Here is a 19,964-nt window from a genome sequence, read left to right as displayed (position 1 = left end):
GCGACCGCGTGGCCCACCGTCTCCGACGCGACCGGACCAGCCGCCGAACAGGCGGTGCTCGACCGCGTCCCCACGGGCCTCCTGGTCGACGGTGTCTGGCGGCCGGCGGCCGAAGACGCGACCTTCGCCGTGGTCGACCCTGCGACCGGCGGAACACTCCTGCACATCGCCGACGCCTCACCCGAGGACGGCCGGAAGGCGCTCGACGCCGCCGTCGCCGCACGGCACGGGTGGGCGGCGACGCCGCCGCGGCAGCGAGCCGAGGTGCTGCGCCGCGCCTTCGACCTGCTGCAGGAGCGACGCGAGGACTTCGCGCTCCTGATGACGCTGGAGATGGGCAAGCCCCTGGCCGAGGCCCGCGGCGAGGTCGCGTACGGCGGCGAGTTCCTCCGCTGGTTCTCGGAGGAAGCGGTCCGGATCGGCGGTTCGTACGGCACCAACCCGGAAGGGACCGGCCGCGCCACCGTCTCGCACAAGCCCGTCGGACCCGCGTTCCTGATCACGCCGTGGAACTTCCCGTTGGCGATGGCGACCCGCAAGATCGCACCGGCGCTCGCCGCAGGCTGCACCGTCGTCGTGAAGCCGGCCGAGCTGACGCCGCTGACCACCCTGCTGTTCGCCGACCTGCTCGTCGAGGCCGGCGTGCCCGCGGGCGTCGTCAACGTCGTCCCGACCACCCGGGCCGCCGCCGTCTCCGCGCCCGTGATCGCCGATCGCCGCCTGCGCAAGCTGTCCTTCACGGGGTCCACGCCGGTCGGACGCACGCTGCTCGGTCAGGCGGCACAGAACGTGCTCCGGACGAGCATGGAACTCGGGGGCAACGCCCCGTTCCTGGTGTTCGCCGACGCCGACCTCGACCTGGCGGTGGAGGGCGCCCTCGCCGCGAAGTTCCGGAACACCGGCCAGGCCTGCACCGCCGCGAACCGGTTCCTGGTGCACGAGGACGTCGCCGACGAGTTCACCCGCCGGGTCACCGAGCAGGTCGCCGCGATGCGGGTCGGCCGGGGAACCGAGGACGGCGTCACCATCGGGCCGCTCATCGACGCCCGCGCCGTGGACAAGGCCCACCGCCTGGTCACCGACGCGGTCGAGCGCGGGGCGACGGTCCGGACCGGCGGACACCCGGTCGACGGGCCCGGCACCTTCTACGCGCCGACGGTCCTGACCGACGTGCAGCCCGGCAGCGCGATCCTCGACGACGAGATCTTCGGGCCGGTGCTCGCGATCCGCACGTTCCGCTCCGAGGACGAGGCCGTGGCCGCCGCGAACGACACCGAGTACGGTCTGGTCGGCTACGCGTTCACCGACGACCCGGCACGCGGGCAGCGCCTGATGGAGCGGCTCGAGACCGGCATGCTGGGGCTGAACACCGGGGTCGTGTCGAACGCCTCGGCACCGTTCGGCGGCGTGAAGCAGTCCGGCCTCGGTCGCGAGGGCGGCGGCGAGGGCATCGCCGAGTACCTCGAGACCATGTACACGCTGACCCCGGACCCGTTCCGGCACACCGACAGCACCACGACCGCACAAGGAGCAGCTCGATGATCGAGAAGGACGTCGTCGTCATCGGAGCCGGTGTCGCCGGTCTCACCGCCGCGAACCGCCTGCGGGCCGCCGGCCTGCGGGTCGCCGTGCTCGAGGCCCGCGACCGGGTGGGGGGCCGCACCTGGACGAACGACATCGACGGGGTGAGCCTGGAGATCGGCGGGCAGTGGGTCTCGCCCGACCAGACAGCACTGCTCGAGACCCTCGACGAGCTCGGCCTGCAGACGTACGACCGGTACCGCGAGGGCTCGAGTGTCTACATCGACGCCGACGGCACCCGGACCGAGTACACCGGTGACATCTTCCCGCTGCCCGAGGCCACGGCGAACGAGATCGAACGGCTCGTCGCCGTCGTCGACGAGTACGTCGCGAAGGTCGACCCGGCGCGCCCCTGGGAGACCCCGGACGCGGCCGCCCTCGACGAGGTCTCGTTCCGCGCCTGGCTGCACACGCTCAGCCCGGACCGTGTCGCCACCGACAACGTCGAACTGTACATCGCCGGCGCGATGCTCACGAAGCCCGCGCACGCGTTCTCGGCACTGCAGGCCCTGCTGATGGCGGCGTCCGCCGGGAGCTTCACCAACCTGGTCGACGCCGACTTCATCCTGGACAAGCGGGTCGTCGGCGGCATGCAGCAGGTGTCCGAGCGGCTCGCCGAGCGTCTCGGTGACGACGTCCAGCTGAACGCCCCGGTCCGGACGCTGCGTTGGAGCGACGAGGGGGTCGTCGCGCTCGCCGACGGCGGGATCGAGGTGCACGCCCGACAGGCACTCGTCGCGGTCCCGCCGCCCCTGTACTCGCGGATCTCGTACGAGCCGCCGCTGCCCCGACGCCAGCACCAGCTGCACCAGCACCTGTCGATGGGATTCGTCATCAAGGTGCACGCCGTCTACGACCGGCCCTTCTGGCGTGCGGCGGGCCTGTCCGGCACCGCGTTCAGCCCGTACGAGGTGGTGCACGAGGCGTACGACAACACCTCGCACGGTTCCGAGCAGGGGACCCTGGTCGGGTTCGTCTCCGACCAGCACGCCGACGACCTGTTCGCGCTGTCGACCGAGGAGCGGCGCGCCCGGGTGCTCGCCTCGCTGGCGCACTACTACGGCGACGAGGCCCTGTCGCCGGTCGTCTACTACGAGAGCGACTGGGGCACCGAGGAGTGGACGCGCGGCGCCTACGCCGCGAGCTTCGACCTGGGCGGGCTCGTCCGCTACGGCGCCGACCAGCGTGCCGCGGTCGGTCCGATCCGGTTCGCCTCGAGCGACCTGGCCGGGCAGGGCTACCAGCACGTCGACGGTGCCGTGCGCATCGGGCGCGAGGTCGCGGAGGAGATCCTCGCGGTCGTTCCGCAGACCGCTCCTGCGCGGTAACCGTCTCAGTGGGTCACGGCTGGGTGCCGTGTCCAGGCGCTGACGTACCCAGGCGCTCGCGCGTACCGTCCGGGCCATGAGTGACGCAGCGAACGGGTCCAGCGACCCCAGCGAGGCCGAAGAGCAGTACACCGAGGACCTGCCGGACGGGTCGCCCACGGGTGACGCGACGGAGGATCCGCAGCAGGACAGCGACACCGACTCCGGCGGCGAGCCCGCCGACCCGCAGCAGTAGCGGCGACCGACGGACGGACGGGAGGCGCGGTGCCAGCTGGCACCGTGCCTCCCGTCCGTCGTCACCCGGATCCAGGGCGTCCGTCAGCCGATGCGGATCAGCTTCTTGTTCACGAACTCGTCGGCCCCCAGGGGGCCGAGCTCGCGGCCGAAGCCGCTGCCCTTGACGCCACCGAACGGCAACTCCGGGCTGTCCGCGCCGACGATGTTGACGTAGACCATGCCGGCCTCGAGCCGGTCGGCGACCCGGAGTGCCTGGTCGGCGTCCGTCGTGAACAGGTACGAGCCGAGCCCGTACGGGGTGTCGTTGGCGAGTGCGACGGCGGCGTCCTCGTCGGCGACCCGGTACACGGCGGCGACGGGGCCGAAGAACTCCTCGCGGTAGGCGTCGTTGTCCGGCGAGACGTCCGTCAGGATCGTCGGCACGAAGGCGTTGCCCTGGCGATCGCCGCCGGTGACGACGGTCGCACCCTGCGCGACGGCGGATGCGAGCTGCTCCTGCAGCCGGTCCGCGGCGGTCGGTGACGACAGAGGGCCGAGTTCGGCACCCGGCACGGACGGATCGGTCGGCGAGACCGCCGACATCGCCGCGGTGAACTTCGCCAGGAACTCGTCGTACAGGCTGTCGACCACCAGGAAGCGCTTCGGGGCGTTGCAGACCTGCCCGTTGCCCTCGAGGCGGGTGGTGACGGCGGATTCGACGACGGAGTCCAGGTCGTCGGTGGACAGCACGATGAAGGGGTCCGATCCACCGAGCTCGAGCACGACCTTCGTGAGGTTCCGGCCCGCGATCTCGGCGACGGCGGCACCGGCGCGGGCGGACCCGGTCAGCGAGACGCCCTGCACGCGCGGGTCGGCGATCACCTCGGCGACCTGGTCGTTCGTCGCGAACACGTTCGTGTAGGCCCCGGCCGGGAAGCCGGCGTCGTGGAAGATCCGCTCGACGGCCAGGGCGGACTCCGGGCACTGCGGTGCGTGCTTGAGCAGGACGGTGTTGCCGATGACCAGGTTCGGGCCGGCGAACCGTGCGATCTGGTACGCGGGGAAGTTCCACGGCATGATGCCGAGCACGACGCCGATGGAGGCCTTGCGGATGAACGCGGACCCCTCGGACCCGTCCGCCAGGGTGATCGGCTGGTCGGCCAGGAACGCCTCGGCGTGGTCCGCGTAGTAGTCGTAGATGTCGGCGCAGAAGTCGACCTCGCCCTCGGCCTGGTCGATCGGCTTCGCCATCTCGCGCACGATCGTGGCGGCGAGTTCGGCGTGCCGCTCCCGGTACAGGTCCGCGACCCGGTGGAGCAGGGCTGCACGGTCGGCGACCGTCGTCGTCCGTGACCACTCGGTGTGCGCGCGGTCGGCGACTGCGAGGGCGTCGTGCAGCTCGGCGTCCGTGATGGTCGGGTAGGTCTCGAGGGTCGTGCCCGTGGTGGGGTCGGTGACGGCGTACATGGCGTCCTCTCGTGGTGGCCGGTCAGGCCTGGTCGCTCTCGTGGTGGCCGGTCAGGCCTGGTCGCTCTCGTGGTGGCCGGTCAGGCCTGGTCGGTCAGCTGCTTGTTCACACCGGTGACGGGCTGGTTCTCGTCGAAGCCCTTCGGTGCGACCCGGAAGCCCTTCGTGATGACGAGCAGGTAGACGAACCCGATCGCGGCCCACACTCCTCCTGCGATCAGGGCGTCGGCATGGAGCTGCGACCAGAGCACCCCGGTCAGGACCATCGCGAGGCCCGGCAGCACGATGTACTTCCAGCGGTCGCCCGCCGTGTGACGACGGCCCTGCCGCACGGCGAAGTGCACGATGACCGTGGCGTTGACGAACGTGAACGCGACGAGGGCACCGAAGTTGATGTACGCGGCGACCGTGTCGAGCGAGAAGCTCATCGCCAGCAGGGTGACCGCGCCGACGAAGACGACGTTGAACACCGGGGTGTGCGTGCGGGGGTGCACGTAGCCGAAGACCCGCTTCGGCAGCACGTTGTTCCGGCCCATCACCATGAGCATGCGGGCGACGCTGGCGTGCGACGCGAGCCCCGAGGCGAGTGCGGCGACGAACCCGGCCGACACGAGGACCGCCTGGAACACCGGACCGCCGACGAGCAGGCCGATCTGGGGGAGCGGGTCGTCGGTGAACTCGCCGAACGGTGCGTTGGTGGGGAAGCGGAGCTGGGCGAAGTAGGCGGAGACCAGGAAGATCGCGCCACCGAGCAGGACCGTCAGCATGATGGCCTTCGGCATGATGCGGATCGACTTCGCCTCTTCCGTGTACATCGTCACGGCGTCGAAGCCGATGAACGAGAAGCACACCACCGTCGCACCGGTGAGCAGGGCCGACATCGTCACCCCGTCGTGCACGAAGGGCTCGGCGCTGACGATCGTGCCCGCACCGGCACCGTGGGTGAGCTCGATGACGGTGAAGACCACGAACGCGATCATCGCCAGGACCGCGCCGATGAGCAGCACCATGTTGAGGTTCGACGTCCCGCGCATCGACAGGCAGATGACCGTCGTCACGAACACCGTGTAGACGACGACGGTCACCCACGGCGGCAGGCCCGGGAACACCTGCTCCAGGTAGAGCCGGATGATCAGGGCGTTCACCATCGGCAGCAGCAGGTAGTCGAGCAGCGACGCCCAGCCGACCATGAAGCCGAGGTTCGGGTGCATCGATTCCCGGACGTACGTGTACGCCGAACCGGCGGCGGGGTAGACGCGCACCATCTTCCCGTAGCTGATCGCGGTGAGCGCCATGATGACCAGGGCGATGAGGTACGCGCTCGGCACCGCGCCGTCGGTCTGCCCGGAGACGATGCCGAAGGTGTCGAACACGACCGTGGGGGTCATGTAGCCGAGGCCGAGTCCGACGATCGCCCAGAGCCCGAGGCTCCGCTTCAGCGACCCGCCGCGCACCGGTGCTGCCGGCGCGGTGACCGCGATCGGTGATGCCATGTGACTTCCCTGCTCTTCGGGGCCGGGCAGCGGTGCCCGGATCGGTTCGGAGCACCATACCGACGGGTCGGCAGTGGGTGGACCGGCCGCGGTGTACAGGCGATCATGGCCCGCTGTACACCGCGGCGGTGGTTCAGGCCGCCGGTTGCTGCTGTGTGATGCAGTGCAGCCCGCCACCCCGTGCGAACACCTGTCGCGCGTCGATCGAGCGGACCTGTCGGCCCGGGTACGCCTCGGCGAGGATGCCACTGGCGCGGTCGTCAGTGACCGGGTCGCCGAACGCGCAGGCGATCACGGCGTCGTTCACCACGACGTGGTTCACGTAGTTCCAGTCCACCGGTCCACCGTCGTCCGACCGCGTCGACGGGGCGGGCAGCTCGACGATCGTCGCGTCGGTCGCTTGCTCGAGCGCTCGCCGGATCTGCGGCATCACCAGGTGGTCCGGGTGGCCGGCATCCGGCTGGGCGTGCAGCAGGACCGTGCCCGGGTCGGCGAAGGTCGCCACCATGTCGACGTGGCCCCGGGTGCCGAAGCCGTCGTAGTCGCGCGTCAGGCCGCGGGGTAGCCAGACCACCCGCGTGGCACCGATCGTGCGGGCCAGCTCCGACTCGACGCGTTCCCGGTCGGCGTGCGGGTTCCGTCGCGGGTCGAGCTGCACCGTCTCCGTCACGAGCACGGTGCCGGCACCGTCGACGTGGATCGCCCCGCCCTCGTTCACGAGCAACGAGGGGATCCGCCTGGCTCCCGCAGCATCGGCGACCGTGGCGGCGACCTCGGCGTCGCGCGTCCAGGTCGACCACGGGTTCGCGCCCCAGCCGTTGAAGACCCAGTCGACTGCGCCGAGCTCGCCGGTCACGTCGTCGACGACGAACGTCGGCCCGATGTCGCGCATCCAGAAGTCGTCCAGGGGCGCTTCGAGCACGTCCACCTGCTCCGACAGCAGCCGGCGGGCGTCGCTGCGCGCCACCGGGTCCACGACGATCGTGACCGGCTGGTGCTCGCTGATCGTGTTGGCCGTGGTCGCCCACGTCCGCCGCGCCGCTTCGGCGCTCGCCGCGTCGTCACCGAGCGTCAGGCCGGGGCGCGGGAACGCCATCCAGGTGCGTTCCTGCGGAGCCGTCTCGGGAGGCATCACCCACGTCATGCGCGTGCCTCCGGTCCGGCGTCGGTCGCCGCCACGGCCAGGGCCGCGTCGATCGCGTCGCGTGCGCCGTACGCGTGGTGTTCCTCGTCGACGGGTTCGACGAGTCCCGCGTACAGGTCGGGGCGCCGCGTGATGTAGAAGGGGAACAGCCGGAGCCACTCCGTCCGGGCTTCGAGGTCGAGGTCGGCCACGAGCACCGCGTCGGCGTCACGCGGTGCCTCGACGAGCACGCGGCCGAACGGGTCCGAGATGAAGGACGAGCCGTAGAACGTGATGTCGCCCTCGTCGCCCCACCGGTTCGGCACGACCATGAACTGCCCCGCCGTGATGCCGTTCGCGACGATGACCTGCCGCCAGATCGGGGCGGTGTCGAAGTCCGGGAACGTCGGCTCGGAGCCGATCGCCGTCGGGTACACCAGGACCTCGGACCCGGCGAGGCCGTAGGACCGGGCGACCTCGGGGAACCACTCGTCCCAGCAGGTCGGCAGGCCGAGGCGTACGCCGAGTCCGGCGGGCTCGTACACCGGGAAGGCATCGTCGTCCTTCCCCGGGCGGAAGTACGTGTCCTCGTGGTAGCCGGCGCTGATCGGGATGTGGGTCTTGCGGGTCCGGCCGACCAGGGTGCCGTCGGGGGCGACGAGGACGGCGGTGTTGTAGCCACGCGGGTCGTCGGGCTGATCGTCGTCGGCAGGCCGCTCGTACAGGGAGGCGTGCACGAACACCCCGTGCTCGATCGCCTGGGCACGGGCGAAGGCGACGGTCGGACCGTCCTGCAGCGACTCGGCGAGGTCCTTCGGGGTCCCGCTCGCCGGGGAGTCGCCCGGATAGCGGCGCAGCGTGAGTTCGGGCAGGAACACCGCGGTGGCTCCGTGCGCTGCGGCGGTCGCGATGCCGTCGGCGAGCTGGGCTCGGTGCTCGTGCGGGTCGGGGAGCCACCGCACCTGCACGAGGGCGACGCGGAGGGACCGGCGGGGTGCGCCGGTGTCGGCGTGCAGCGGCGACGGGAGCGAGGGTGCGGTGACGACGTCCATGCGCCATTGTTGATCACACGATCAACTATCGCAAGACCTCGGTTTCGACCCTCGAATATCAGTATGCTGGTCTCGGGTTCCGTGTCGTCGCCGGGACGCGGGCCCGGGCAGAGAAGAAGCCCACCACTGCAGCAACAGTGGTGGGCTTCGATTTGTCCTCCGAGTGGAGAACGAGGGACGAACTGGGTCCCGAGCCTGAAACTCGGAGCCAGTGTAACGCGCTCGTCGAGCGAGTTGCATCCCTCGGCCTGCGCTTCTCGTGTCCGCCGGCGCTGACACGAAGGTGGTCCGATGTCGAACGACACCGAACCGCGTCGCGGCCGTCGAGTGCCGTGGTTGGGGATCGCGAGCTTGCTCGTGACCGTGGCCCGGTTCCTGCTCGAGCTGTGGCGCAAGGGCTGAGCCCCAGGGCACCCCGCGCATCTCGCGCGGGGTGCCCGTCGGGTCGTGTCGGGAGGGTCAGCTGATGATGTTGACCGCGCGCGAGATGACCAGTGCCAGCAGGATGAACCCGCTGAGCGCCTGGTAGGCCATGATCATCTTCGCTCGGACGGTCATCGGCATCGTGTCCGTCGGGCTGAACGCCATCATGTTCGTCATCGCCACGTAGAGGTAATCGAGGTAGACCGGCCGCCAGTCCGCGGTCTTCGGGTCGGTCTCCTGCGGGAACTGGAAGTCTGCCTCGGCACTCGCCCACAGCTCGGGGCGACGCCGTGCCACCGGACCCCCGCGGTCGAGCTCCCAGTAGACGAGCCCGAACACGATGATCGTGCTCACCCAGACCTGCAGCGCGGTGAGCAGCACGGCCGCACCGTCCGCGTGCCCGCCGAGCAGCTCGGTGATGGTCCGGATGACGGTGAGCTGGCTTGCGACGGTGAGCAGGGCCGCGAGCGCGAACGACAGCCAGCGTGACCAGGTGGTCTCGCGCGTCAGACGCCGCGGGTTGAAGACGATGAGCGGAGCGAGCAGCAGGACGCCCAGGACGGGCACCACCCACGACGGGAAGAACAGCACCTCGTCCGGCAGGAACAGGCTCAGCGCCAGGTTCACCAGGACCGCGACGGCGACCGGTGCCCGGTGTTCGTGTCTCGGTCGGGTCCTCGTCGGGGTCACGGAGCGAGTGTCGCACGGGCCGACACCCGCGGGGGTGCGCTCAGGGCGTGGACAGCGGGTCGGCGAGCGAGAGCGGCTCGACCTGGGTGCCGAGCAACCGCCCGGCCGCCCGCAGCCCGGACAGCAGCGCCCCGTGCACCGTCGCCGGGTCGTCGCTCCACGTGGCCTCGCCGGCGAGCTGCACCCGGCCGGACGGGGTGCCGAGCAGGTCGTGGTCGTCGGGTGACGCCCCGACGTGCAGGTACGAGTACGAGCCCCGCGAGAACGGGTCCTCGGCCCACCGGGTGATCCGGAACGCCTCGGGTCGGGGGACGGACGGGCCGAACATCTTCCGCAGCGCCGCCACCCCCTCGTCGACGACCATGGCGTCCGGCAGGGTCTCGAGCCGACGGGCTCCGGCGCCACCGACCAGGGCGGCGAGCACCGGCGCACCGGTCACCCGGGACATGTCGTACCAGGAGTGCCAGTCGACCCCGGCGGACCCCTGCTGCCGGATCACCCACGAGTCGCTCCAGAACCGTGACGGGAACCGCAGGAACACCTTGTCGTAGGCGCCCATGCCGAGCCGGTCGAGCGCTCCGGTCACCGGCGCGGACAGGGGCGGGTCGAAGACCACGTCGCCGGCCTGCAGCACCCCGAGCGGCACGGTGACGACGACCTGCGGCGCGACGACGGTGGTGCCGTCGGTGAGCCCCACCGTCACCGAGTCGCCGGCCTGGGTCACCGACCGCACGACCGACGACAGCCGGACGTCGAGACCCTCGGCCAGCGCGCGGGCGTACTGGGCGTAGCCGCCGGGGAACACCACCTCGTCACCGGGGACGTGCTCCTCGTCGAGGCCGTGGGCGTCGAGGACGGTGACGGGTGCGCCGCAGAGGTCCTCGGAGCGGTGGGCCGTGTACTCGCGGACCCGTGCGGCCCGGTCGCCCTGCCACCGCAGCGAGCGGAGCACGGTGTCGACGGCGGCCGCGTAGGTCGAGGGCGGGGGAGCGTGCGCGACGACGGCGTCGAGGGCCGCGTCGACGGTGTGCAGGTCCGCCACGAACGCCGACGTGTCCTCGGCGGAGAGCGCGGCGCCGGAGGGGTCGTGCCACGCGATCGGCCGACCGTCGAACTGGAAGCTGCCGACCGTGAACTCCACGGTGTCGATGCCGAACGCCGACGCCAGGGCCCAGAGCGGGTTGCCGTCGACCCCGTGGATCCACGAGGCGCCGAGGTCGACCGGAACCCCGAGCGACGAATCGGTCCAGGTGCGCCCGCCGATCCGGTCGCGGGCCTCGAGCACGACGACGCGCTGCCCGCCGAGTGCGAGCGCCCGAGCGGCGGCGAGCCCGGCGACCCCCGCTCCGACGACCACGACGTCGGCGGCGAGACCGGCAGCCATCAGTGCCCTCCGGTCAGCGGTGCCATGAGCCGAGCGGCCAGACTCGACCGCCCGGTCAGCGCCTCTTCGCGATCGGCCAGGTCGGTCGCGACGAGTCCCGCGTTCGCGCCGAGGAACCGCAGCGGCTCGGGCTCCCAGTCGGGCGATCGGTGGTTCACCCACGGCAGCGCGGTCAGTGCCGTCGACTCCCCGCGCACGAGGTCGGCGAGGGTCCGCCCGGCCAGGTTCGTCGTCGACAGCCCGTCACCGACGTACCCGCCGGCGCTGCCGACGTGGCCGTCCCAGGTCACCGAGGCGCACCAGTCGCGCGGCACCCCGAGCGGTCCGCCCCACGTGTGGGTGACCGGGGCGTCCGCGACGACGGGGAACAGGTCCACCAGGGCCTTCCGCAGGTGCTCGAACACCCGCGGCACCCGGTCGTACCCGGGCGTGATCGAGGATCCCCAGTGGTAGCGGGCTCCGCGGCCGCCGAACGCCAGCCGGTCGTCGGCCGTGCGCTGCCCGTACACGAGCAGGTGTCGGTAGTCGGAGAACGTCTGCCCGTGCTCGAGCCCGATGCGCTCCCACGCGGACGCCGGCAGCGGTGCCGTCGCGATCATCAGCGAGTACAGCGGCAGGATCCGCCGCTTCGTCTGCTCCAGCTGGGCGCCGTACCCCTCGACCGCGATCACCACGGCGCCCGCCGTGACGGTGCCGCGCGACGTGACCACACGCCCGCGATCCCAGGACGAGACGGGCGTGTGCTCCGCGATGCGGACGCCACGGGCCTCCAGGGCGGCCGCGAGGCCACGCACCAACGCGGCGGGCTGCACACGCGCGCAGTCCGGGGTCCATGCGACCCCCGCCGATCCGGCGGCGTCACCCGGTCGAGCGGGTCGCCACGTCATGTCGTCGCCCCACGTCGCGGAGGACGCGACCTCGTCGTGGGCGGCGCGTTCCTGTACGGCAGAGCGTGCGTACAGGACGGTCCCGCCCTTCACGTAGTCGCAGTCGACCCCGGCTTCGGCCGCTGCGCGGCCGACCTCATCGACGGTGTCGCGCATCGCTGCGCGCAGCGCGAGTGCCGCGTCGCGGCCGTGCTCGCGCGCGACGGACTCCGCGGAGCGCGGGAACAGCGCCGAGCACCAGCCGCCGTTCCGACCGGACGCGCCGAAGCCGGCGATCTCGCGTTCCAGGACGACGATCTGGAGGCCCGGGTCGGCCTGGTGCAGGTACCAGGCGGTCCAGAGACCCGTCAGTCCACCGCCCACGATCGCGACGTCGGCCGTCGTGTCGCCGTCGAGCGGCGGCCGGGGCGTCAGGTCGTCGCGTCCGGTGGACGCGAGCTGGTCGAGCCAGAACGAGACGCCCCGGTAGCCGCTCACGGTCAGATCTTCGTCCAGGCCTCGGACAGGACACTGCGCAGGATCGACGTCATCTCGCGGAACTCCGGCTGCCCGATCGTCAGCGGCGGTGCGAGCTGCACGACGGGGTCACCGCGGTCGTCGGCCCGGCAGTACAGCCCCGCGTCGAACAGCGCCTTCGACAGGAACCCGCGCAGGAGCCGCTCGGACTCGTCGTCGTCGAAGGTCGTCTTGGTGGCCTTGTCCTTGACGAGCTCGATGCCGTAGAAGTAGCCGTCACCGCGGACGTCCCCGACGATCGGCAGGTCGAGCAGGGTGTCGAGTTCGGCGCGGAAGAGCGGGGCGTTCTGCTGCACGTTGGCGAGCAGTCCCTCTTCCTCGAAGATGTCGAGGTTCTCCATCGCGACGGCGGCCGACACCGGGTGGCCGCCGAACGTGTACCCGTGGTAGAAGGTCGTGTCGCCCTTGGCGAACGGCTCGAAGAGCCGGTCGCTGATGATCGTCGCGCCGATCGGGGAGTACCCGGAGGTCATCGCCTTGGCGCACGTGATCATGTCCGGCACGAAGCCGTAGGTGTCGCAGGCGAACATCGTGCCGATCCGGCCGAAGGCGCAGATGACCTCGTCCGAGACGAGCAGCACGTCGTACTCGTCGCAGATCTCGCGCACCCGCTGGAAGTACCCGGGCGGCGGGGTGAAGCAGCCGCCGGAGTTCTGCACCGGCTCGAGGAACACCGCGGCGACGGTGTCGGGGCCCTCGAACTCGATCATCTCGCGGATCCGCTCCGCCGCCCAGAAGCCGAACTGCTCCTCGGTGCCCCCGGGGAAGCCCATCTCCTCGGCGCGGTACGAGTTCGTGTTCGGGACCCGGAAGCCGCCGGGGGTCAGGGGCTCGAACATCTCCTTCATCGCCGGGATGCCGGTGATCGCCAGGGCGCCCTGCGGGGTGCCGTGGTAGGCGACCGCGCGGGAGATCACCTTGTGCTTCATCGGCTTGCCCTGGAGCTTCCAGTAGTACTTCGCGAGCTTGAAGGCGGTCTCCACCGCCTCGCCGCCGCCGGTGGAGTAAAAGACCTTGTTGAGGTCCCCGGGGGCGTGCTCGGCCAGCCGGTCGGCGAGCTCGATCGCCGCGGGGTGCGCGTACGACCAGATCGGGAAGAAGCTCAGCGTCTCCGCCTGCTTCGCGGCCATCTCGGCCAGGCGCTTCCGCCCGTGCCCGGCGGCGACGACGAACAGGCCGGACAGCCCGTCGATGTACTCCTTGCCGTGGCTGTCGTAGACGTGGTGGCCCTCGCCGCGCACCATGATCGGCACGTCGGCGCCGGCCTGGTTCGCACCGTGCCGGGCGAAGTGCATCCACAGGTGGTCCCGGGACTTCCGCTGCAGGTCGGCGTCGTCGACCGGTGCGAACGGGTCGTAGGAGTGGAGGCGAGCGGCCGGGCCCGTCGTGGTCCGGCCTGTGGCCTGTTCGGAGATGGTCATCGCGTTCCCCAGTCGTAGAGCTGTTTGCGGAGTTGCAGGTAGACGAAGGTCTCGGTGCCGGCGACGCCCGGGATGGCCCGGATGGTGCCGTTGAGCAGTTCGATCAGGTCGTCGTCGTCCTCGCACACGACCTCGACCATCAGGTCGAAGCTGCCGGCGGTCATCACGAGGTAGTCGACCGCCGGCAGCTGTTCCAGGGCATCGGCGACGGTTCGGGTGTCGCCGCTGACCCGGATGCCGATCATCGCCTGGCGGTGGAAGCCCAGTTGCATCGGGTCGGTGACCGCGACGATCTGCATGACGCCGGTCTCGGTCAGCTTCTGCACGCGCTGTCGGACCGCCGCTTCACTGAGACCGACGGCCTTGCCGATCTCGCCGTACGGGCGGCGCCCGTCCGCCTGGAGTTGTTCGATGATCCGCTTCGAGGTGTCGTCGATCGGTCCCGGACGTCGTGGTGCTGCCGCCATGCCGGACAGCATGGCAGCGAGGTTCGGGGTGCGCAAGGGATTCCGTTGTGAACACCGTGTTTCGCGACGATTTCCGTTGTTACGGTTCTCCACAACCTCCGGATCCTTCTTCCGCGCCGCTGGAATCCGTGTCAGTATCACCGCCATGCTGGACGCACAGAGCACGGCGACGGCGGACACCGACACCCGGGTCCTGCGGAACTTCGTCGGGGGTACCTCCGTCGAGTCGACCGCCGACACCACGTTCGACCTGGTCGACCCGACCGACGAGCACGTCTACGGCACGTCCCCGGTGTCCACCCCTGCCGACGTCGACGCCGCCTTCGGTGCGGCGGCGACCGCGTTCGAGACCTGGCGCCGCACCACCCCCGGCGAACGACAGCTCGCCCTGTTCCGGATCGCCGACGCGATGGAGCAGCGGGCGTCGGAGTTCGCCGACCTCGAGTCGCTCGACACCGGGAAGCCCCGCGCCACCCTGGTTGAGGACGAGATCCTGCTGTCCGTCGACCAGATCCGCTTCTTCGCCGGGGCCGCCCGCAACCTCGAGGGTCGCAGCGCCGGCGAGTACCTGGCCGACCACACGTCGTTCGTCCGGCGCGAGCCCATCGGTGTCGTCGCCCAGGTCACCCCGTGGAACTACCCGCTCAACATGGCGGTGTGGAAGTTCGCCCCGGCGCTCGCCGCGGGGAACACCACCGTGCTCAAGCCGAGCGACACGACACCCCTGTCGACGCTGCTGCTCGCCGAGGTCGCCGCGGAGTTCCTGCCGCCGGGGGTCCTGAACGTCGTCGTGGGGGACCGCACCACCGGTGCCGCGATGGTCGACCACCCCACCCCGCAGCTCGTGTCCATCACCGGGTCCGTCCGCGCCGGCACGGAAGTCGCCCGCGCCGCCGCCGGTGACCTCAAGCGCACCCACCTCGAGCTCGGCGGCAAGGCCCCCGTGATCGTGTTCGACGACGCGGACATCCCCGCCGCCGTCGCCGGCATCGTCGCCGCCGGGTTCTTCAACGCCGGACAGGACTGCACAGCGGCCACCCGGTTGCTCGTGCAGGACGGCATCCACGACGAGTTCGTGGCGGCGCTCGCAGAAGAAGCACGGCACAACGCGCGAACCGGGTCAGACGGTTACTTCGGTCCGGTGAACAACGCGAACCAGCTCGCCCAGGTCCGGTCGTTCCTCGACACGCTCCCCGACCACGCCACGATCGAGCTCGGCGGCGCACGACAGGGCGACTGCGGGTACTTCCACGAGGCCACGATCGTCTCCGGTCTGCGCCAGGACGACCGTGCCGTGCAGCAGGAGATCTTCGGTCCGGTGCAGACCATGCAGCGGTTCTCGACGGAACAGCAGGCCCTGACGTGGGCGAACGACGTCGAGTACGGGCTCGCGAGCTCGGTGTGGACGACCGACCACTCCCGGGCGATGCGCTTCGCCCGCGACCTGGACTCCGGCTGCGTGTGGATCAACACGCACATCCCGATCGTCGCCGAGATGCCCCACGGCGGGTTCAAGCACAGCGGGTACGGCAAGGACCTGTCCCAGTACGGCTTCGACGACTACACCCGCATCAAGCACGTCATGTCCTACATCGGCTGAGGCCGACAACCCCTGGAGGCACCATGGCAACGACCGGAACGTTCGCCGAATCGGGAGCCGATCTGCGGCTCGACCAGATCACGAAGTCCTTCCCCGGCCACACCGCGGTGGACAGCCTCGACCTGACGGTGCCTGCCGGCTCGTTCTTCGCGTTGCTCGGTCCGTCGGGCTGTGGCAAGACGACGACCCTGCGGCTCGTCGCCGGGCTCGAGGAACCCACGAGCGGCACCATCACCATCGGCGGCCAGGACGTCACCGACACGAAGCCGTACCAGCGGCCCGTCAACACGGTGTTCCAGAACTACGCGCTGTTCCCGCACATGAGCGTGCTCGACAACGTCGCGTTCGGACTGAAGCGCCGCCGGATCCCGGACCCGATGACGAAGGCGAAGGAAGCGCTGCGGCTCGTCGAGCTCGAGGGGTCGGCGTCGAAGCGCCCCGCCCAGCTCTCCGGTGGCATGCAGCAGCGCGTCGCCCTGGCCCGAGCAATCGTGAACCGGCCGGCCCTGCTGCTGCTCGACGAACCGCTCGGCGCCCTCGACCTGAAGCTCCGCCACCAGATGCAGCTCGAGCTGAAGACGATCCAGGCCGAGGTCGGGCTCACGTTCCTGCACGTCACCCACGACCAGGAAGAGGCGATGACGATGGCCGACACGGTCGCCGTGATGAACGGCGGCCGGATCGAGCAGATGGGCAGCCCGCAGGACCTGTACGAGCTGCCGCGCACGGCGTTCGTCGCGAACTTCCTCGGCCAGTCGAACCTGCTCGAGGGCGAGGTCCGCGGCACCGATGCCGGCCTGCTCGTCGTCGCCACCGCGGCCGGGTCCATCGCGGTGCCCGCCGACCGTGCCGTCGCCACGACCGGTCGCGTCGTCGTCGGCGTCCGGCCCGAGAAGCTCAAGATCCGCACCGCGGAACCGGCCCCCGAGGCCGGACGGAACATCCTCGGCCCCGGTCGGGTCGTGGACGTCTCGTTCTCCGGCGTCAGCACCCAGTACCTGGTCGACGTGCCGGGCGCCGGGCGCGTCTCGGTGTTCGCGCAGAACTCGAAGGGCGGGCCGCGCATCGCGACCGGTACCGAGGTCTGGCTCACGTGGGGCGTCGACCACGGTTTCGGCCTGGAGGCGCACCCCGCGTCGGACGCGACCGTCACCACCCACAGCGCCCCGGGCCTCCAGGCCGTCCCCGCCACGGCGGGATCGCTCGCGTGACCGGCGCGGTGCCCGGTCCGGACCTGCTGCGCGGGCTGACGTCGGCCCGCGTGAGCCGACGCGGCCTGCTCGCCGGCGGCGGGGCCGCCGCGCTGGCCGCCCTGCTCACCGGTTGCAGCATCAAGGGCTCCGCCGCCGCCGGCGCCGAGGACACCGTCGACTGGGCGGCGTTCTGGAAGGACGCGAAGGCGACCGGCACCCTGAACTTCGCGAACTGGCCGCTGTACATCGACTCCGACCACGGCAAGTCCGAGTCCCTGGCGCTGTTCAAGGAGGAGACCGGGATCGCGGTCGACTACCAGGCGGTGATCCAGGACAACGCGACCTTCTACGCCACCGTCTCCCCGATCCTGCGGGCGCACGGTGCGACCGGCTACGACCTCGTCGTCATGACGAACGGGTTCGAGCTGACCCAGATGATCAAGAACGGGTTCGTGTGCGAGCTCGACCACTCGCGGCTGCCGAACTTCGCCGCGAACGCCTCGGACTCCGTGAAGGACCCCATCTACGACCCGGGCAACAAGCACTCCGTCGTCTGGCAGACCGGGTTCACCGGGCTCGCCTACAACCCGAAGTACACCGGGCGGAAGATCACCTCGCTCAAGGACCTGCAGGACCCGGCGTTCAAGGGCCGCATCGGACTGATGAGCGACAACACCGAACTCGGGTCGCTCGGACTGCTCGCGCTCGGCATCGACCCGGAGACCTCGACCCCCGCCGACTGGCGGAAGGCCCAGGCCTGGCTGCGCGAACTGCGGCCGAGCGTCACCGGCTTCTACGACCAGAGCTACATCAACCGGTTGGAGAACGGCGACACCTGGATCACCCAGGCGTGGTCGGGCGACGTGTTCCAGGCGCAGCAGTCCGGGTTCCGCGACCTGGAGTTCGTCACGCCGGAAGAGGGGCAGATGACCTGGCACGACAACATGCTCATCCCACGGCAGGCCGCGAACCCGGTGTCGGCGCTCGAGTGGATGAACTTCTACTACACGCCGAAGGTCGCCGGGATCGTCGAGGACTGGGTGAACTACGTCTGCCCGGTGCCCGCGGCCGAGGACTACGTGCGCGACGAACTCGACGACGCCACCGTGGCGGACAGCCCGCTCGTGTTCCCCTCTGCGGACGTCCTGGAGCAGTCACACGAGTTCCGGGTGTTCGAGAACTACGACGAGTACTCGGAGTGGAACGGCATCTTCAACGCGGTGGTGCAGTCGTGAGCGCGGTCGGGGTGGCGCCGGGGCTCGGCCCCGGTGGTCCCGGTGGTTCCGCCGGTCCTTCCGGTTCCGCGCCGGTGCGGCGGGGACGCCGTCGGAGCACACCGTTCTTCCTGGCGCTCGTCGGCACCGCGTACCTCTGCGTGTTCTTCGTCATCCCGTTGGTGTCCGGGCTGATCGTCTCGCTCATGACCGGCAACCCGGACGACGGCTACACGTTCACCTGGAACTTCGGGATCTACGGCTCGCTGTTCGTCGACCCGCAGGTGCCCTACCTGACGTTCCTGCTCCGGTCGCTCTGGTACGGCGCCGCCGCCACGATCGCCTGCATCGTCGTCGGGTACCCGGTGGCGTACTTCATCGCGTTCCGGGTGTCGCCGCGGTGGAAGAACCCGCTGCTCATGCTCGTCTTCATCAGCTTCCTGGTGTCGTTCATCATCCGCACCGACATGTGGGCGTTCGTGCTGGCGTCGCAGGGCCCGGTCGTCACGACCCTGCAGGCGCTCGGGCTGGCCGGCAAGGACTTCCACATCCTCGGCACCGGCGGCGCGGTGATCTTCGGCGACGCCTACAACGACCTGGCCTTCATGGTGCTGCCGATCTACGCCGCCCTCGAGCGCATCGACCCACGACTCGGCGAGGCCGCGAACGACCTGTACGCCGGCAAGTTCCGAGCGTTCTGGCACACCACGCTGCCGCTGTCCCGCTCGGGCATCTTCGCCGGGGTGCTGCTCGTCTTCATCGACAGCGTCGGCGACCCGGTGAACTCGGCCCTGCTCGGGGGCACGAACACGTACACGATCGGTCAGGCGATCCAGGACGCCTACTCCGGAAACCAGCAGTACAACGTCGCCGCGGCCCTGTCGACCGTGCTCATGGTCGTGCTCGGCATCATCCTGTTCATCTACGCCCGCGTCTCCGGCACCGACGACCTCGAGGACCTCGTATGACCGCCGTCGCACCGTCCCGTTCCGCCGCCGCTCCGGCCTCGCCGGTGACCGGTCCCGTCGCCGGTCGTCCGCGTCGCCACGGTGTGAACCGTCGTGGGCCCTGGCTCGCCATCGTGTACTGGGTGACGATCGCGATCACCCTGGTGCCGATCGTCTACATGATCGTGTACTCGTTCAACGACGCCCCCACGAACCGGCTGTCGTTCGCCTGGAACGGGTTCACGACCTACTGGTACGCGAACCTGGTGAACGTGTCCGGGCTCGGGGCGGCGTTCGTCACCTCGGTGCTCGTCGCGTTCCTCGCCGCCATCATCTCCGTCGCGATCGGACTGCCCCTCGCGCTGGCGCTGGAGCGGTACCGGTTCCCGGGTCGCGGTGTCGTGAACACCGTCGTGTTCGCCGACATCGCGGCGCCGTCGATCGTCGTCGGTTCCGCGTCGCTCTCCTTCTTCCTGTCGGTGGGGCTCGGCACCGGGTTCCTGACCGTGCTCATCACGCACGTCGCGTTCGACGTCGCCTACGTGGTGGTCGTGCTGCGGGCCCGGATCGCGGGGACCTCGCGGGCGCTCGAGGAGGCCGCCGGTGACCTCGGGGCGACACCGTTCCAGGCCTTCCGGCTCGTCACCCTGCCGCTGCTGGCGCCGGGCATGCTCGCCGCGGGGCTGCTGGCGCTGGCGATGTCGATCGACGACTACGTGATCACCTCGTTCGTCGCCGGGCCCGCGGTCACCTTCCCGCTGTTCGTGTACGGCGCCGCGAAGGCCGGGATGCCGCCGCAGGTGCTGTGCTTCGGGACGCTCGTGTTCGCGGTGGGGCTGCTCGTCGCGCTGCTGAACGGGGCGCTCAACCGGCGGTTGGCGCGCACGCGGGGGTAGGCGGCGGCCCGCGCGGTGCGTCTTTCGCGGGCTGGTGCGGGGTTGCGCGCGTGGTGCGTGCTCGTC

17 protein-coding genes are annotated in these 19,964 nt (G+C 70.6%); 8 read left to right on the top strand and 9 right to left on the bottom strand.

Features of this window, described 5'->3' with window-relative positions; translation table 11 throughout:
- The first annotated feature begins 54 nt into the window (after positions 1 to 54).
- The 3 genes from Q9R26_RS04225 (at position 55) to Q9R26_RS04215 (ending at position 3,144) form a co-directional block, all read left to right on the top strand.
- Entirely contained in the window at positions 55 to 1,542 is a 1,488-nt protein-coding gene (locus tag Q9R26_RS04225; RefSeq protein ID WP_396136816.1) for an NAD-dependent succinate-semialdehyde dehydrogenase, read from the top strand.
- Entirely contained in the window at positions 1,539 to 2,909 is a 1,371-nt protein-coding gene (locus Q9R26_RS04220; RefSeq protein WP_311226634.1) for an NAD(P)/FAD-dependent oxidoreductase, read from the top strand. Before Q9R26_RS04225 ends, Q9R26_RS04220 begins: the two co-directional genes overlap by 4 nt.
- Positions 2,910 to 2,985: 76 nt before the next feature.
- Positions 2,986 to 3,144 (top strand): hypothetical protein, encoded by a 159-nt coding sequence (locus tag Q9R26_RS04215; RefSeq protein ID WP_262139650.1) that lies wholly within the window; start codon positions 2,986 to 2,988, stop codon positions 3,142 to 3,144.
- A gap of 83 nt (positions 3,145 to 3,227) precedes the next feature.
- Here the strand turns inward: Q9R26_RS04215 and Q9R26_RS04210 are convergent, their stop codons facing one another.
- From Q9R26_RS04210 to Q9R26_RS04170, 9 genes are all read right to left on the bottom strand, one after another.
- Complete coding sequence (locus Q9R26_RS04210; protein ID WP_311226633.1) at positions 3,228 to 4,592, bottom strand: NAD-dependent succinate-semialdehyde dehydrogenase; 1,365 nt, start codon at positions 4,590 to 4,592, stop codon at positions 3,228 to 3,230.
- A gap of 80 nt (positions 4,593 to 4,672) precedes the next feature.
- Positions 4,673 to 6,085, bottom strand: coding sequence for an APC family permease (locus Q9R26_RS04205; RefSeq protein WP_182064156.1), 1,413 nt, complete (start codon positions 6,083 to 6,085; stop codon positions 4,673 to 4,675).
- A 133-nt stretch (positions 6,086 to 6,218) separates the two neighbouring features.
- Positions 6,219 to 7,229 (bottom strand): agmatine deiminase family protein, encoded by a 1,011-nt coding sequence (locus tag Q9R26_RS04200; protein WP_311226632.1) that lies wholly within the window; start codon positions 7,227 to 7,229, stop codon positions 6,219 to 6,221.
- Positions 7,226 to 8,260 carry a nitrilase-related carbon-nitrogen hydrolase gene (locus tag Q9R26_RS04195; protein WP_311226631.1) on the bottom strand — a complete coding sequence of 345 codons (1,035 nt, stop codon included), beginning with the start codon at positions 8,258 to 8,260 and terminating at the stop codon, positions 7,226 to 7,228. Before Q9R26_RS04195 ends, Q9R26_RS04200 begins: the two co-directional genes overlap by 4 nt.
- 459 nt (positions 8,261 to 8,719) lie before the next feature.
- The gene (locus Q9R26_RS04190; protein ID WP_182064159.1) at positions 8,720 to 9,373 is read right to left on the bottom strand and encodes a DUF1345 domain-containing protein; all 654 of its coding nucleotides are present in this window, start codon (positions 9,371 to 9,373) and stop codon (positions 8,720 to 8,722) included.
- A 40-nt stretch (positions 9,374 to 9,413) separates the two neighbouring features.
- Positions 9,414 to 10,757: an NAD(P)/FAD-dependent oxidoreductase gene (locus tag Q9R26_RS04185; RefSeq protein WP_311226630.1), complete on the bottom strand. Its 1,344-nt coding sequence runs from the start codon at positions 10,755 to 10,757 to the stop codon at positions 9,414 to 9,416.
- Entirely contained in the window at positions 10,757 to 12,121 is a 1,365-nt protein-coding gene (locus Q9R26_RS04180; protein ID WP_311226629.1) for an FAD-dependent oxidoreductase, read from the bottom strand. Before Q9R26_RS04180 ends, Q9R26_RS04185 begins: the two co-directional genes overlap by 1 nt.
- 2 nt (positions 12,122 to 12,123) lie before the next feature.
- On the bottom strand, positions 12,124 to 13,581 hold the full coding sequence (locus tag Q9R26_RS04175) for an aspartate aminotransferase family protein (RefSeq protein WP_182064162.1): 1,458 nt from the start codon (positions 13,579 to 13,581) through the stop codon (positions 12,124 to 12,126).
- Positions 13,578 to 14,060, bottom strand: coding sequence for an Lrp/AsnC family transcriptional regulator (locus tag Q9R26_RS04170; protein ID WP_035809531.1), 483 nt, complete (start codon positions 14,058 to 14,060; stop codon positions 13,578 to 13,580). Before Q9R26_RS04170 ends, Q9R26_RS04175 begins: the two co-directional genes overlap by 4 nt.
- Positions 14,061 to 14,193: 133 nt before the next feature.
- Between Q9R26_RS04170 and Q9R26_RS04165 the strand changes: the two genes are divergently transcribed.
- The 5 genes from Q9R26_RS04165 to Q9R26_RS04145 are packed head-to-tail and all read left to right on the top strand — an operon-like array spanning position 14,194 to position 19,898.
- Positions 14,194 to 15,648, top strand: coding sequence for a gamma-aminobutyraldehyde dehydrogenase (locus Q9R26_RS04165; protein ID WP_311226628.1), 1,455 nt, complete (start codon positions 14,194 to 14,196; stop codon positions 15,646 to 15,648).
- A 23-nt stretch (positions 15,649 to 15,671) separates the two neighbouring features.
- Positions 15,672 to 16,859: an ABC transporter ATP-binding protein gene (locus tag Q9R26_RS04160; RefSeq protein WP_259578647.1), complete on the top strand. Its 1,188-nt coding sequence runs from the start codon at positions 15,672 to 15,674 to the stop codon at positions 16,857 to 16,859.
- Complete coding sequence (locus Q9R26_RS04155; protein ID WP_311226627.1) at positions 16,856 to 18,076, top strand: spermidine/putrescine ABC transporter substrate-binding protein; 1,221 nt, start codon at positions 16,856 to 16,858, stop codon at positions 18,074 to 18,076. The genes Q9R26_RS04160 and Q9R26_RS04155 overlap by 4 nt, the downstream gene beginning before the upstream one ends.
- Positions 18,073 to 19,023, top strand: a complete 951-nt coding sequence (locus Q9R26_RS04150; RefSeq protein WP_139196604.1) for an ABC transporter permease — start codon at positions 18,073 to 18,075, stop codon at positions 19,021 to 19,023. The genes Q9R26_RS04155 and Q9R26_RS04150 overlap by 4 nt, the downstream gene beginning before the upstream one ends.
- Positions 19,020 to 19,898, top strand: a complete 879-nt coding sequence (locus Q9R26_RS04145) for an ABC transporter permease (protein ID WP_209129440.1) — start codon at positions 19,020 to 19,022, stop codon at positions 19,896 to 19,898. The genes Q9R26_RS04150 and Q9R26_RS04145 overlap by 4 nt, the downstream gene beginning before the upstream one ends.
- Positions 19,899 to 19,964: the final 66 nt, after the last annotated feature.

Origin of the sequence: Curtobacterium sp. BRB10 (assembly GCF_031844325.1) — a bacterium.
In the GTDB taxonomy this organism is placed as follows: Bacteria; Actinomycetota; Actinomycetes; order Actinomycetales; family Microbacteriaceae; genus Curtobacterium; species Curtobacterium poinsettiae_A.
The sequence above is the reverse complement of the archived record's forward strand: the minus strand, read 5'-3'. Positions and strand labels throughout refer to the sequence as shown.